This is a genomic window from Sporosarcina trichiuri (genome assembly GCF_030406775.1).
Taxonomy (GTDB): domain Bacteria; phylum Bacillota; class Bacilli; order Bacillales_A; family Planococcaceae; genus Sporosarcina; species Sporosarcina trichiuri.
In genome coordinates, this window is the sequence record NZ_CP129119.1 from 2162527 (window position 1) to 2175679 (window position 13153).

The 13153-nt window shown below is 55.1% G+C and carries 13 protein-coding genes and 1 tRNA gene; 4 read left to right on the forward strand and 10 right to left on the reverse strand.

Annotated elements, in window-relative coordinates:
• The first annotated feature begins 22 nt into the window (after positions 1-22).
• A complete protein-coding gene (locus QWT68_RS10935) occupies positions 23-1420 on the forward strand; it encodes a dipeptidase (RefSeq protein ID WP_290148379.1) in 1398 nt (465 codons plus the stop codon).
• A 222-nt stretch (positions 1421-1642) separates the two neighbouring features.
• Here QWT68_RS10935 and QWT68_RS10940 read toward each other — a convergent pair whose 3' ends face one another.
• The 7 genes from QWT68_RS10940 to QWT68_RS10970 form a co-directional block, all read right to left on the reverse strand.
• Positions 1643-2545, reverse strand: a complete 903-nt coding sequence (locus QWT68_RS10940; RefSeq protein WP_290150482.1) for an IS3 family transposase — start codon at positions 2543-2545, stop codon at positions 1643-1645.
• Complete coding sequence (locus tag QWT68_RS10945) at positions 2542-2835, reverse strand: transposase (RefSeq protein WP_290148381.1); 294 nt, start codon at positions 2833-2835, stop codon at positions 2542-2544. Before QWT68_RS10945 ends, QWT68_RS10940 begins: the two co-directional genes overlap by 4 nt.
• Before the next feature lie 65 nt (positions 2836-2900).
• Complete coding sequence (locus tag QWT68_RS10950) at positions 2901-3062, reverse strand: hypothetical protein (RefSeq protein ID WP_290148382.1); 162 nt, start codon at positions 3060-3062, stop codon at positions 2901-2903.
• A gap of 76 nt (positions 3063-3138) precedes the next feature.
• Entirely contained in the window at positions 3139-3312 is a 174-nt protein-coding gene (locus tag QWT68_RS10955; RefSeq protein ID WP_179860802.1) for a hypothetical protein, read from the reverse strand.
• A gap of 38 nt (positions 3313-3350) precedes the next feature.
• Complete coding sequence (locus tag QWT68_RS10960) at positions 3351-3935, reverse strand: nitroreductase family protein (protein ID WP_040287622.1); 585 nt, start codon at positions 3933-3935, stop codon at positions 3351-3353.
• 83 nt (positions 3936-4018) lie between these two features.
• Positions 4019-4504, reverse strand: a complete 486-nt coding sequence (locus QWT68_RS10965) for an amidase domain-containing protein (protein WP_040287623.1) — start codon at positions 4502-4504, stop codon at positions 4019-4021.
• Between the two features lie 94 nt (positions 4505-4598).
• Positions 4599-4670: transfer RNA gene (locus QWT68_RS10970), tRNA-Ala, on the reverse strand.
• A 111-nt stretch (positions 4671-4781) separates the two neighbouring features.
• Here QWT68_RS10970 and QWT68_RS10975 point away from each other — a divergent pair.
• Both QWT68_RS10975 and QWT68_RS10980 read left to right on the forward strand, forming a co-directional pair.
• Positions 4782-5801, forward strand: a complete 1020-nt coding sequence (locus QWT68_RS10975; RefSeq protein WP_040287624.1) for a DUF2804 domain-containing protein — start codon at positions 4782-4784, stop codon at positions 5799-5801.
• Positions 5802-5897: 96 nt separating this feature from the next.
• The gene (locus QWT68_RS10980) at positions 5898-6359 is read left to right on the forward strand and encodes a YusW family protein (RefSeq protein ID WP_244898739.1); all 462 of its coding nucleotides are present in this window, start codon (positions 5898-5900) and stop codon (positions 6357-6359) included.
• Positions 6360-6651: 292 nt separating this feature from the next.
• Here QWT68_RS10980 and QWT68_RS10985 read toward each other — a convergent pair whose 3' ends face one another.
• The 3 genes from QWT68_RS10985 to QWT68_RS10995 all read right to left on the reverse strand — a co-directional run bounded on the left by QWT68_RS10985 (position 6652) and on the right by QWT68_RS10995 (position 11361).
• Entirely contained in the window at positions 6652-8481 is a 1830-nt protein-coding gene (locus tag QWT68_RS10985) for an ABC transporter ATP-binding protein (protein ID WP_290148386.1), read from the reverse strand.
• Positions 8435-10207: an ABC transporter ATP-binding protein gene (locus tag QWT68_RS10990; RefSeq protein ID WP_290148388.1), complete on the reverse strand. Its 1773-nt coding sequence runs from the start codon at positions 10205-10207 to the stop codon at positions 8435-8437. Before QWT68_RS10990 ends, QWT68_RS10985 begins: the two co-directional genes overlap by 47 nt.
• A gap of 245 nt (positions 10208-10452) precedes the next feature.
• Positions 10453-11361, reverse strand: coding sequence for an EamA family transporter (locus QWT68_RS10995; protein ID WP_040287627.1), 909 nt, complete (start codon positions 11359-11361; stop codon positions 10453-10455).
• Positions 11362-11488: 127 nt separating this feature from the next.
• On the opposite strand from QWT68_RS10995, the gene QWT68_RS11000 reads away from it, so the two are divergent.
• Entirely contained in the window at positions 11489-13144 is a 1656-nt protein-coding gene (locus QWT68_RS11000) for a sensor domain-containing protein (RefSeq protein WP_290148389.1), read from the forward strand.
• The last annotated feature ends 9 nt before the right edge of the window (positions 13145-13153 follow it).

The window sequence follows — 13153 nt, forward strand, 5'->3', positions numbered from 1 at the left end:
TAATCGAAATGAGGGGATTTCCATGGCAACTATGGATCAATTGAATGAGTACTTCGAAAAGAACCGGGACACACACCTGAACCAGCTGAAGGAATTTCTGAGCATCCCGAGCATCAGCGCCCTGTCCGAACATCAGGGGGACATGAAAAAAGCCGCTGAGTGGCTGGCGGAATCGCTGAAGCAGGCCGGCCTCGAGAACGTCTCGATCGAACCGACCGGCGGGCACCCTGCCGTATATGCGGACTGGCTGCATGCGGAAGGCAAGCCGACGATCCTCGTCTATGGTCACTATGATGTACAGCCGGTCGATCCGCTGAATTTATGGGACAGCGAACCGTTCGCACCTGAAGAACGTGACGGCAAGCTCTATGCACGCGGCGCGACGGATGACAAAGGGCAGGCCTTCATGCACGTGAAGGCGGCCGAGGCGCTCATGCAGCTCGACGGGGAACTCCCTGTCAACTTGAAATTCATCATCGAAGGGGAAGAGGAAGTCGGCAGTCCGAACCTCGTGTCCTTCATCAAAGACCACCAGGACAAGCTCGCAGCGGACGCAATCGTCATTTCCGATACGGCGCTCTATGCACCCGGCCAGCCGGCGATCTGTTACGCACTCCGCGGTCTGAGCGGTATCCAGATCGATGTCAAAGGCGCGAAAAGCGACCTGCACTCCGGCACGTTCGGCGGCGGCGTGGCGAACCCGATCCATGCCATCGCGGAAATCATTGCCTCCTTCCACGACAAGGAAGGCACAATCACGGTCGACGGCTTCTATGAGAATGTGCGCCCGCTGAGCGATGAAGAGCGGCAGGCTTACAAGGATCTGAATTTCGATGAAGACGCACAGCGCAAGGAACTCGATGTCCCCGAGCTGTTCGGCGAACCGGGGTACTCGTTCCTCGAGCGCACATCGGCCCGGCCGACACTCGAAGTGAACGGTGTCTTCGGCGGATTCAGCGGGGAAGGCATCAAAACCGTGCTGCCGTCCGAAGCCGGCGCGAAGATCACATGCCGTCTCGTACCGGACCAGACGCCGGGTGAGATCGTCAATAAGCTGAAGGCCCACATCGAAGCACATAAGCCGGAGGGCGTGACTGTCACGGTAACTCCGTTCGACCAGGGACTTCCATACATCACACCGTTCGATCACCCGGCACTCGAAGCAGCGAGCCGGTCGTACGAAAAGGTGTACAATGTCCCGACAGTCTACACACGCGGCGGCGGATCGATTCCGATCGTAGCTGATTTCGATGAAATCCTCGGGCTCCCCGTTGTCCTCATGGGCTTCGGTCTTGAAACCGAGAATCTGCACGGACCGAACGAACATCTGACGCTCGAAAACTTCGACAAAGGATTGCGTGTCCTCGGCGATTATTACGGGGAACTGTCAGGCCTGACGAAGGATCAGCTGAAGATTTGAATCTGATGAGACAGCCCCCCGGCATACTGTGTGCCGGGGGTTTTTCGTGTGGCGGGGAGCGTTTGGGGGGCGGGGGCGGTATCGGACAGTTCTGGACTTCCGTCAAGAAACGTACACCGAAAAAGGAGCGCTTTTTGTGAGAAGTAGCTACCGCGCTTTGCTTGGTGGGACAGGTAAGAAGAATGGTTCCGTTGGAATAATTCTCCTTCCCCGTCTAAAGGGTTACGAAATGAGCGCCTGCTGTGTGCCTGCTTTCTCCAGCTTTTTCTTCTCGAATGATATCGGCGACAAGTAGTCCAGCGTCGAATGACGGCGTCTCGCATTGTAGAATTCATCGATGTATCGGGTGATCTCCTGTCGGGCCTGCGCGCGTGTCAGCTGCCCCCATTGATACACCAGCTCCTTCTTGATGGTCGCATGGAAGGACTCGATGCAAGCGTTATCGTAGGGATCGCCTTTTCGGCTCATACTGATCTGGACCTCACGCTCCTCCAGAAGCTCGATATACTCCTTAGAACAGTACTGGCTGCCTCGGTCTGAGTGGTGAAGAAATCCATTCTTCGGCTGCCGCAGAAGCAGCGCCTTCTTGAGCGCTGAACTGACAAGTTCAGTCTTCATTGAATCACTCATTGTATAACCGATAATCCTCCGGGAACAGAGATCCATTACACTGGCCAGATAAAGCCATCCGTCCTTGGTGTAGATGTATGTAATGTCTGCCACCCAGACAGTATCCAGTTCCTGAACGGCGAATTGCCGATTCAAGAGGTTCGGATAGATCGCCTGGTCGTGATCCGAATCCGTCGTAATCACGAATTTCCGTTGTGTCTTAGCAGCGATCCCCATCTCCTTCATCAGCTGCCCGACGTAGCTTTCGCTGACTAGGTAGCCGATCTCCAGAAGATCCTTATGGATCCGGGGACTGCCATACACACCGTAGTTCATATGATAGAAGATGGCGATGTCCTGCTTCAGCGCCTCCCGGTTTTCCTTGCGAGCCTGCCACTCTTCCGACAGAGGCCGCCGTTTCCATTCGTAATAGCCACTTGTCGAAACATCCAGTATTCCACACATCTTCGCCACACTGTACTTGTTCGAATGCTCTTCTATGAACTGGTACCTTATGACTGGCTTTTCGCGAAGACATGCATAGCCTTTTTTAAGATTTCGTTCTCCTGCTTCAAATCTTCGACTTCTTTCTCAGCCTGGCGAAGCCTCTTTTCGATGTCCTTCGGAGTTGCCATGCCTTCTTCTAGCCGTATCTCCTTGGATGCCTGCCGGTATTTCGCCACCCATTTCCGGATGGTGCTGAGGGCGACACCTGTTTCGTAGGAAAGCTCGGTCATTTTCCGTCCTTCCTCAACGACAAGCCGACAGATGTACACTTTAAATTCATGCGTCTGATGTTTCCCCATAATATACACAACCTCTTTTCAAGTAGTTTGAATATAACAAAAAGGAGCGCTGGTGTGTACGTTTTTTATGGTAGCACCAGTTCGGGCGATGTATCGGACAGTTGGCGGGAGATATCGGACAAATCGCGGAAAGTATCGGACAGTTCAGCGCAAGTATCGGACACTTCGCCGAATTTATCGGCATCCGGGCACAATTCAAGAGCATGGCTGGTGTTCGCTCCGCTCATTTCCTGTCAGCCCCGTCGCGGGCGCGGTGGCTCTCAAAAGTCCCGGACGGCTTCATGGCGCGAAGAAACGCACAAGTCAGCCCTCCTCCAGGGCAGTATCGGACAGTTCGGGCGATGTATCGGACAGTTGGCGTGGGGTATCGGACAGATCGCGGAAAGTATCGGACACTTCATCGCAAGTATCGGACACTCCGCCGAATTTATCGGCATCCGGACACATTTCAAGGACAGCCGCTAAAATTTTTCGCAAAAAAAAGCCCCGTTCTCCGAGAAGAAAGGGGCTTTTGATCATTCTGCTGTGTTTTCCTGCCAATAGGTGACCAGGTCTTCCACCGGCGTACGCGGTTTCGCTTTCGGCAGCTCGTCGAAATGGCCGAACTGCAGCATGCTGATGATCCGCTCCCCCCGCTGTACGCCGAGGCGCTCACGGAATTTCGGGTCATCCAGGAAGCCCGGCGTTTTCCAGCAGGTGCCGATGCCTTTGTCCCACGCCAGCAATTGGACGTTCTGAATCAGCGTGCTTGCGGCTGCGAAGTCTTCGTGCCGCTGTTTCTGACGCGCGTCTTCCGGTACGATGACGAACAGCGCTGCGCTCGCCTTCGAAAATTTGCTCATCTGTTTATCCAGCGTTTCGTCGTCCAGCTCTTTCCACTTAGGTACACCGAATTCACGAAGGACGTCAAGAAATCGTTCGTATGTGTCTTCTGCAGCGAGGACAAATCGCCATGGATTTCGGTTTCCATGATTGGGCGCCCAGACGGCATCTTCCAGAATGTCCGTAATCTCGCTCTGTTCCACCGGCTGCCCATTGAAGTTCTTGATGGAGCGGCGGGATGTGATTGCGTCTCTTACAGATAATGCTTGTTCGTCCATGAATGTATCTCCTTTTGCAGTTGATACATTCCAGTATACAACATAATGGTGTTCAATACTTGCCAACCGTCGAATTCAGCATCTCATGAAAACTCGTCGTTGATGTGAAAGAAGATGTATTTCGCTTCCGGACGGTATGCATAGGAGTCTTTGTAATCCCAGCTGCGGTGCTTAGCGTTGTACGTATGGGCATTCACAAGAGGGGAAGCCCCGTCTTTCGCAGTGACGATCGTCGAGTGATCGAACCTGCCGTCCCCCTGGAAATCATACAAAATGACATCACCGAGCTGCAGCTCTTCAGCGGACCCGACCTGCCTTGCCGTCAGTCCCCGTTTCGATCCGGCCAGATACCAGCGCAGTGAGTGTGCGACAGACCAGCTGAAACTCCAGTTCCCGCCGGTCATCCACCAGCCGCGGTCCCGCGCCGGACTGCCGTGCATCGGTGCCCCGCCTGCCCGCAGGCACTGTGAAGTATAATTCGTGCAATCATCATCGAACGACGGATATGCAGGATTGCGTGAATTCCACCAGCGATCTGCATACCGGACGGCCGCTTCACGGTCATACATCGTTTCGCCTCCTCGGAAGAGACTATGCCGGTCACGGGCAGTTCATGCCGCAAAAAAACGCCCGCACAATGCGGACGCTTTCCCCTAATTCGTATGGAGCATACCGGATTCGAACCGGTGACCCCTTCGCTGCCAGCGAAGTATTCTCCCGCTGAACTAATGCCCCGTATGGAGTTGGTGACGGACACGTTTCATTGACGATAATTCCGTACCAATCTGCTACAATTGAAAGTATACCAAGAACTGTGCGAAAAGACAACTGTCAGGAGGACGGCTTATGCAGCATGCAGAACGAGAATTGACATCACCGGTCCTGCTTTGTGACACGAAAGGGCTGCTGAACCCCGAAGCGATCGGGTATGCATCGCAGCCGATCGTCCGGAGCAATCTGAGGGGGCAGTTCCCCAATAAGAAAAAATGGAATACGTGGACAGTCTATGGGGAGGAAGTGCTCTTCACAGCGACGGTGGCCCACTTCGATATCGGCGCCGTCTGCCTCATCTACTTCCTGGACTACGAGACGGAGCGCTTCTTCGAAAAGCGGGTCGCCCTGCCATTCGCCCGCCACGTCAAGATGCCGGAAGATGTCCTGTCGAGCATGAAGTTCGAAGACAGCCGCCTGTCGCTCCATGTCATCCAGGAAAACCGGAAAAGCCATCTGTCCGTTTCCATTTCCGATTTTGACAATGAACCCCTGCATGCAGACTTCCATATCAGCCATCCGGCGGACGATGAGTCTGTCAATGTGGTCGTTCCGAAAAACCGCAGTGTGTTCCAATTCACCGCAAAGCACCATATTCTGCCGACTTCCGGAATCCTCCAGATCGGTGATAAACGATACGAATTCAATCCCGATTACAGCTTCACGGTGTATAACTGTACGCGAGGTATCTGGCCGAAGAGTACGGACTGGCAATGGGGGATGGCGTCACAGCGGTCCGGCGGGCGCCGTATCGGCCTCAACCTCGGCGGCCAATGGTCCGATGGAACGGGGCTGACAGAGAATGCGGTCATCGTGGATGGCAGCATGACCAAAATCCACGAAGATGTCATTTTTTCCTGGAATCCGGAACGCATGAAAGACCGGTGGACAATCCACACTAAATTCACCGATTGTGTCGACCTGACCTTCACCCCGTTTTTCGAACGCACAGCAGAAGCACGAAGACGGAGCATCCGGGCGGACTTTACGCAAGTGTTCGGCTACTTCAACGGGTCTGTCAAGCTGGACTCCGGAGAACGCCTCCCGATCCGCCGGCTGCTCGGCTCTTGTGAGGCGTTCACAGCCAAGTGGTGAGTTCGGTCCTGACTGTTTAAATTCGATGGAAAACAGGTAGAGTAGTACAAACAGACAATCGAGCTTATCCGGAAAGGACGTGAGACGGTGAAGAAAATGATGACAGTCGGAACAGCCCTGTTCGCGGGTGTTCTCTTTACCGGCGGATGCGGGAATTTCAGCAAGGACGCCGACAAGGACAACCGGGATGAAGCGGACATCGTGACGACAGATGAAAAAGAAGGCGGCGACCGGGACACCGGCGACGGTTACGGTTTCAATGTCTTTGATCTTGAAATCGACGTGAATGGTGAAGATGCGGTCGACGCGGAATACAAGGTGGAAAAAGATTTCGATCCCGAATATCAGAATGAGCAGAACAACATCGACCTGAAGGGCCAAGAAGCCATGGATGAGCTCGATAAGCTGTTCATCGATACGAACCTGGAGAGCAACATGTCCGGTGAAGAAGCGCGCGACAAGATCCTCGACTACTACCAGATCGATGAGTACTCCAAGTTCGACTTGAATGTCGAGTTTGACGACGGCAAGAAATTGAATTTCCAGGATGAAAAATAATTCCCTGCTGAAAACCACCGGAGCCGGTGGTTTTTAGTTTGCCCTGCGGTCCATCCCATGGGCCGCGTTCATAAATCTTTGGAAGTGATCATAAGAATGGATTTCCGCTCATAAACCCGCAAAAGTGATCATAAACTCCGGTTTTCTGCTCACAAATCTCCCGAAGTGATCATAACCGTCCCGAGAGCGCTCATAACTTCACACATCCCCTGTCACCCATGCAAGATCCGCACCCAACGTGAGCTCTGCGCGCAAATATAAAAGGGACGGCAGCTGCCGTCCCTCCACTATGCTATAACTTCGACTGCATAAGCATGTTATAGTACACACCTTCTTGCGCGATCAGCTCCTGCTGGCTGCCTGATTCAATGAGCCTGCCCTGATCAAGCACGTAGATTGTGTCCGCTTTCTTCACCGTGTTCAGACGGTGTGCAATGACGAAGCTGGTACGTCCTTCCATGAGCGTCTCGAGCGCCGCCTGGATTTCGAGCTCGGTGACGGTGTCGATGCTGCTTGTCGCTTCGTCGAGCAGCAGAATGACAGGATCCGCGACGAATGCCCGGGCGATTGACAGCAGCTGTTTCTGCCCTTGGGAAATCTCGCTTCCGTCCGCTGTCAGCAGCGTGTCATACCCTTCTTCCAGCCGCTCGATGAACTCGTGCGCATTCGCCTTCTTCGCGGCCGCTTCGATCTCTTCATCCGTGGCGTCGAGCCGGCCATAGCGGATGTTCTCCCGGACCGTCGCCTCGAACAGGAATGGATCCTGGAGCACGAATGCCGTCTGGCTGCGGAGGACAGTCCGCGGCAGCTCATCGATCGGAATGCCGTCGATGCGGATCGTCCCTTTGTTCGTTTCATAGAAACGGGCGATCAGCTGGACGATCGTCGTCTTGCCGGCGCCTGTCGCACCGAGCAGCGCCGCAGTCTCCCCTTCCCGGACGTGCAGCGAGACGTCATCGATCGTATAGCCGTCCGTTTCCGATGCATAGCCGAACGACACATGATCGAACTCCACGTCCCCCTTCAGCCGGATGTCCCCGTTCCCTTCCGCCGCGTCCTGCTCCGGTGCTTCGTTCATGATCGAAAAGACGCGCTCCGCCCCCGCGATCGCCGACAGGACCGTATTGAACTGGTTCGCGAGATCATTGAGCGGACGTGTGAACTGACGGGCATACTCCGCGAAGATCACAATTGTCCCGACGGTCACGATACCGTCCCCGCGCAATGCGAGGAGACCGCCGATCCCCGCGACAATGGCGAAGCCCAGGTTGTTCAGCATGTTCATCACTTTGGGAATGAACCCCGAATACGTCAGTGCCCAGAACGCGGTGTTCCGGAGCTTGCCGCTCTTCTCGGCGAATTCCTCTTTCATGCGCTCTTCCTGGGAGAATGCCTTGACGATCCGCTGTCCGGAAATCGTTTCTTCGATCATGCCGTTCATCTCCCCGATCGCCCGCTGCTGCTGCTTGAACAGGATGCCGGTACGGCGGGTGATCCAGCGCATGGCGATGAACATGATCGGTACGATGATCATCGTCATCAGTGTCAGGAACGGACTCAGGTACAGCATGACCGCGAGTGTCCCGCCGAGTGTCAGGATACTCGAGAACACTTGTATGAACGATGAGTTCAGCGTCTGGCTGATGTTTTCGATATCATTCGTCATCCGGCTCATCAGTTCTCCGTGCTGGCGTCTGTCGAAAAACGAGACGGGCAGCTGCTGCAGATGATTGAACAACCCTGCCCGCAGCTTGTAGACGGTGTTCTGGGCGATGCCGACCATCCAGAAGTTCTGGAAATACATGGACAGGGATGCCCCTGCATAGATCGCGAGCAACAGACCGATCTGCTTACCGAGGCCTGCGGTTTTCATCGGGATGATGAAGTTATCGATCGTCTTTCCGATCAGGAACGGTCCGAGCAGTGTCAGCCCCGAACTGACGAGGACGAGTGCGAGCACCGTGATCAGCAGTCCGCGCTGCTCGTCGACAATCCGCCAGATGTTGAGAAGCGCTTTCTTCCAGTCACCGACTTCCTCACGCGGCCGTTTCGCCCCTTTCTTCAAGTCATCCTTCTCAAGAATCGGTTCGTAACCGAAGGGTTTCTTTATGCTTTTGACCACTGTCCTCCACCTCCTCATCCAGTTGGGATCCGGCGATCTTGCGGTAGAGCGCCGACTGCTCCATCAGTTCGTCGTGCGTGCCGTAGGCCGAGACCTCCCCTTCATCCAGCAGCAGGATCTTATCCGCCCCTTGAGCCGTATGGATCTTCTGGGTGATGACGATCATCGTGGCACGCTCATCTTCGAGCGCTTCCCAGAGGGCGTTCTCCGTCTTCACATCGAGCGCACTCGTACTGTCATCCAGCAGCAGGACTGCCGGTTTGCGGACGAGCGCCCGTGCAATGGACAGGCGCTGCTTCTGGCCGCCCGACAGGTTGACCCCCTTCTGCCCGACACGCGTATCGTAATTTGCCGGGAACCGCAGGATCGACGAGTGGATCTGCGCCTTTTCAGCTGCCGCTTCCAGTTCGTCCGCCCGCGCCTCCGGATCCCCCCACGCCAGATTTTCACGGATTGTTCCCGTGAAGAGGACGGACTGCTGCGGCACGAGGCCGATCGCATTTCGCAGTTCCTCCAGCGGCCAGTCGCGGATATCCTTTCCGTCGAGCAAGATGCGCCCGGACGTTGCGGTGAAGATCCGGGGAATGAGGTTGAGCATCGTCGATTTCCCGGAACCGGTCGCCCCCATCACAGCGATCTTCTGGCCCGGCTGGATGTCGAAGGAGACGTCTTTGAGCACGTCCTCCTCATGCCCCGGATAATGGAAGGAGACATGGTCGAATGTCAGGGCGCCTTGCTTCACGTCCGCACCGGCCCCCTGCCGGTCAGCCGTCTCTTCTTGATCGTCAGTGGCCAGAAGGACTTCTTCCATCCGCGTTGAAGACGCTTGCGCGCGTGAAAACGCGATGATCATGAAGGAGAACATCGAGAAGCCGCCGGTGATCCGGAATGCGTAGTTGACGATCGCGACAATTTCCCCGACTTGTGCATTGCCGGCGCGCACGGTGCCGACGCCGAACCAGAGGACGAGCATGAGGCTGCCGTTCATGATCAGCAGCAGGACCGGCATGATCAGTTCCATCATTCGGAACGCCTTGACGGTATCTTTCCGCAGCAGATCGGCCGTTTTCGCGAACCGGCTGCCTTCATAGGCACCGCGGAGGTAAGCCTTGATGAGCCGGACTGCCTGCAGGTTCTCCTGGATGACACGGTTGACCCGGTCCAGCCGGCGCTGTACATTCGCGAAATAGACGACCCCTTTCCTGGCCATGACGAACAGGAACACGGTGAGGAACGGGACGCCGATCACGAGGAATCCTGCCAGTTTCACATTGACGATCATTGCCATGATAAGACTTCCGACTACGAGAAGCGGTGCACGCAGCAGGAACCGCACACCCATGAACAAGATATTCTGCGCCATCGTTACGTCACTCGTCAGCCGTGTGATAAGCGAGGACGACGGGAAGCGCAGGAATGTGGCCATGGAGAACGACTGGATCCTGCGGAACAGCGCCTGGCGGATATCGAAGCCGAACGCCTGCGCTGCGTGTGCGGCGAAGAACGAGTTCGTGATACCTGCGGCGAATGCGAGCAATGCCAATCCGAGCATGAACCCGCCGAACACGATGATCGTCTCCCGGTCCCCTGCTGTAATGCCGTCATCGATGATTTTCGCAATCAGCAGCGGCTGCACCAGTTCGACGGCCAGTTCCACGAGCATCATGGAGATCGCGATGAGGATCGGCCATTTATAAGGCCTTGCATAGGAGAATACTGTTTTCACGTCCATCGTCCTTCCTGAATTGTTTCGTTAAACGAATTAGTTAGTAGTCCTTAGTATGCCATAATGGGAAGTCAGTGTATAGTGAATGAACTGAATTGTCTGATGCACGAATGCTAGACTGCCAGGACGGGATCCCTGGCCGTGTCAATGGAGAGGGCAGAGCGGAAACCACTGAGCTGCCTGAGGAACAAAATGAGCATGAAAAAACGGGAGACCACTGGCATCCGCCATGGTCTCCCGTGCTTTCATGCTGTCTCCTCTTTCGCTTTCCCTCCGGCAATCGAGATACCAGTCACACCGAGCAGCATGATGATAGCACCGCCGAGCTGCCACATACCGAGGACAGCACCGAGCCACGTGACCGAGACGATCATCGCCGTCAGCGGCTCGAAACTCGAGAGAATGCTCGTTTCAATCGGGGAAATGTACTTCATGCTGCCGAGGAACAGCAGGAAGGCCACTGTACCGACGATAATGACGCCAAGGAGCATGAGTGCAACTTTCCAATCAAGCAGATAGTGGAACTCCCTGAACAGGCGCAGCGGGTTCATCACAAACAACGCCGCTCCACCGGCGACCATCGCCCAGCCGATCGACAGCAGAACCCCCCATTCCTGCATGAGACGGACCGGGTACAGCGTATAGAATGTAAAGGCGAACCCGACGGCAACCCCCCAGAAGACCGCTGCCGGCGTGAGACTGAAGCCAGACAGCGACCCGTTCGTCAGCAGCAGGAACAGTCCCCCGAGCGTGACGAGCATCCCCGCAATCTGAGCGAGCGGCGGAACGAACCGCTGACGCACCGACACGAAAAGGATGACATAGATCGGCGACAGGAACTGGAACAGCGTCGCAATCACCGCGTTGCTTTCGCTGATTGCGGATGTGAAGGCGAACTGGACGCCAAGCATTCCGAGCACCCCGAAAATGACCATCTGACGGGCCCATACTTTCTGCCGCCAAGGTCGCATCACCGGTTTGCCCTTCAGTTTTAAATAGGTAATTAGCAATAGGCCTGCGATCAGCAGCCGGTTTGTTAGCAGGAACGAGACCGACATCCCGCTGTTCTCCAGTATCCATTCCATCATTGGCCCGGAAAGTCCCCATAAAGCGGCCCCGCTTATAATCATTGCAAGTCCTTTTACCCGTTCCATCCATTCACCTTCGTTTCCTCGTTGATATGATTCTATCTATGTGCTTGTATAAATTTCATAATATAGGTGAAAAGTTCAAGGTTTTGGTCTATACTGGTCTTATGAACTAGTTGAAAGGGGAACTTCCATGACCACCTTACACGAACAGCATGATCTGGATATGCCTGACGTCCGGCACAGTCTCGATCATTACTATATGGTAACCCAAACAGATGCGGAAGGTCTCGTACTTTCTGTAAATAAAAACTTTCTGAATGTAAGCAATTGGACTCCGAAGCGGGTTCTTGGGAAAACGATCTGGCAGCTGTTCGATGAAGACGAAAAAGCGCAGAACACGATCCACCACATATGGACACAGCTGCAATCGGGGAAAACGTGGTTCGGCACGGCACAGAAACAGAAACGGACCGGCGAACCGTACTTCACGAACATGCTGGCCGTACCGTCGATGGAGGAGGACGGCAGTCTGGCGCGTGCGCTGTTCCTCGAACTCGACATCACGGAAGACATCCGGCTGAAAGAGCGGCTCGAGCAGATTGCTTTCATCGATATCGAAACCGGTCTCATGAGCCGCCACAAACTGGAATCGCTTGTCAATGACATGATCCGGGAAGAGAAGAGCTTCTCCTTCGTCTACCTGTCCATCGATCATTATTACACATTGAAAGAGCTGCAGAACGGGACGGATGAAACGGAACTCACACAGGCATTCGCAAACCGCATGAAGCGCTATTTCCAGGACAATCCGATCGCACGCATCGGCAGCAGCCAGTTCGTCATACTGACACCGTTCGGGGACTGGTACGTCCAGGGCTTCCTCGACTTCCTGGAACAGCAGCCGCTCTATATCGGAAGTGAAGCGCTGCCGCTGTCGATCAGCGGGGGCATCGTCCGGTATCCGGAAGACCAGAAAAGCTACGTCACCCTGCTCGAAGCGGCAGTGATGACGCTCGACGAAGTGCGGAAGCAGGGCGGCGGCAAGATCGTGTCCCTGTCGGCAACGTCGCACAAAGTGCTGAACCGCCGGTCGCTCATCAACCGGAAACTGCTGACAGCGCTCGATCACAAGGCGCTCGAAGTCGCGTTCCAGCCCCAGTACGATGTGGCGTCAAAGCAGGTCAAGGTCTACGAAGCACTTGTCCGCTGGGAGGATGAGGAACTCGGCACTGTCTCGCCGGATGAACTGATCCCGATCGCCGAATCGAATGGCCTGATCGCCAATATCGGCGAATATGTCCTGTCGGAAGCAGCCCGTCTTGCCGTGAGGCTTGAGGAACAGGAAGGCAGCCCGCATGTGTCTGTCAACACGTCGGTGCGCGAATTCTCGAACCATCCTATGAAGGAAAACATGCTCAGCATCCTGCAGACTGAAGGATGCCGGCCGGGCCAGCTGGAACTCGAGATCACCGAAAAATTCGCCTTCCGGGCCGAAGAGGAACAGTCCATCATCCAGCAGATGAAGGAACTGCAGGATGCCGGTGTGAACTTCATCCTCGATGATTTCGGGACCGGCTACGCCTCGTTCCGCTACATGCAGTACTTGCCGATCTCCAAAGTGAAGATCGACAAAGTGTACATGAACAGCCTCGTGAGTCATCCGAAGACGCAGCAGCTCGTCGAAGGGATGATCCAGTTCAGCAAGACGATGGGCCTGTACACGATTGCGGAAGGCGTCGAGACGCAGGCCCAGTTCGACCTGCTCGTCTCGATGGGGATCGATGCGGTCCAGGGATACTATATCGGTGCGCCTGTTCCTGCAGAGAAGCTGCATCTCCGCAACTAAGGAAAGAGC

Coding starts and splice junctions, on each gene's coding strand:
- QWT68_RS10980 (WP_244898739.1), top strand. CDS start 5,898: ATGATGACAGTCGGAACAGCCCTGTTCGCGGGTGTTCTCTTTACCGGC.
- QWT68_RS11000 (WP_290148389.1), top strand. CDS start 11,489: ATGACCACCTTACACGAACAGCATGATCTGGATATGCCTGACGTCCGG.
- QWT68_RS10965 (WP_040287623.1), bottom strand. CDS start 4,504: ATGTATGACCGTGAAGCGGCCGTCCGGTATGCAGATCGCTGGTGGAAT.
- QWT68_RS10935 (WP_290148379.1), top strand. CDS start 23: ATGGCAACTATGGATCAATTGAATGAGTACTTCGAAAAGAACCGGGAC.
- QWT68_RS10945 (WP_290148381.1), bottom strand. CDS start 2,835: ATGGGGAAACATCAGACGCATGAATTTAAAGTGTACATCTGTCGGCTT.
- QWT68_RS10995 (WP_040287627.1), bottom strand. CDS start 11,361: ATGGAACGGGTAAAAGGACTTGCAATGATTATAAGCGGGGCCGCTTTA.
- QWT68_RS10975 (WP_040287624.1), top strand. CDS start 4,782: ATGCAGCATGCAGAACGAGAATTGACATCACCGGTCCTGCTTTGTGAC.
- QWT68_RS10950 (WP_290148382.1), bottom strand. CDS start 3,062: ATGAGCGGAGCGAACACCAGCCATGCTCTTGAATTGTGCCCGGATGCC.
- QWT68_RS10960 (WP_040287622.1), bottom strand. CDS start 3,935: ATGGACGAACAAGCATTATCTGTAAGAGACGCAATCACATCCCGCCGC.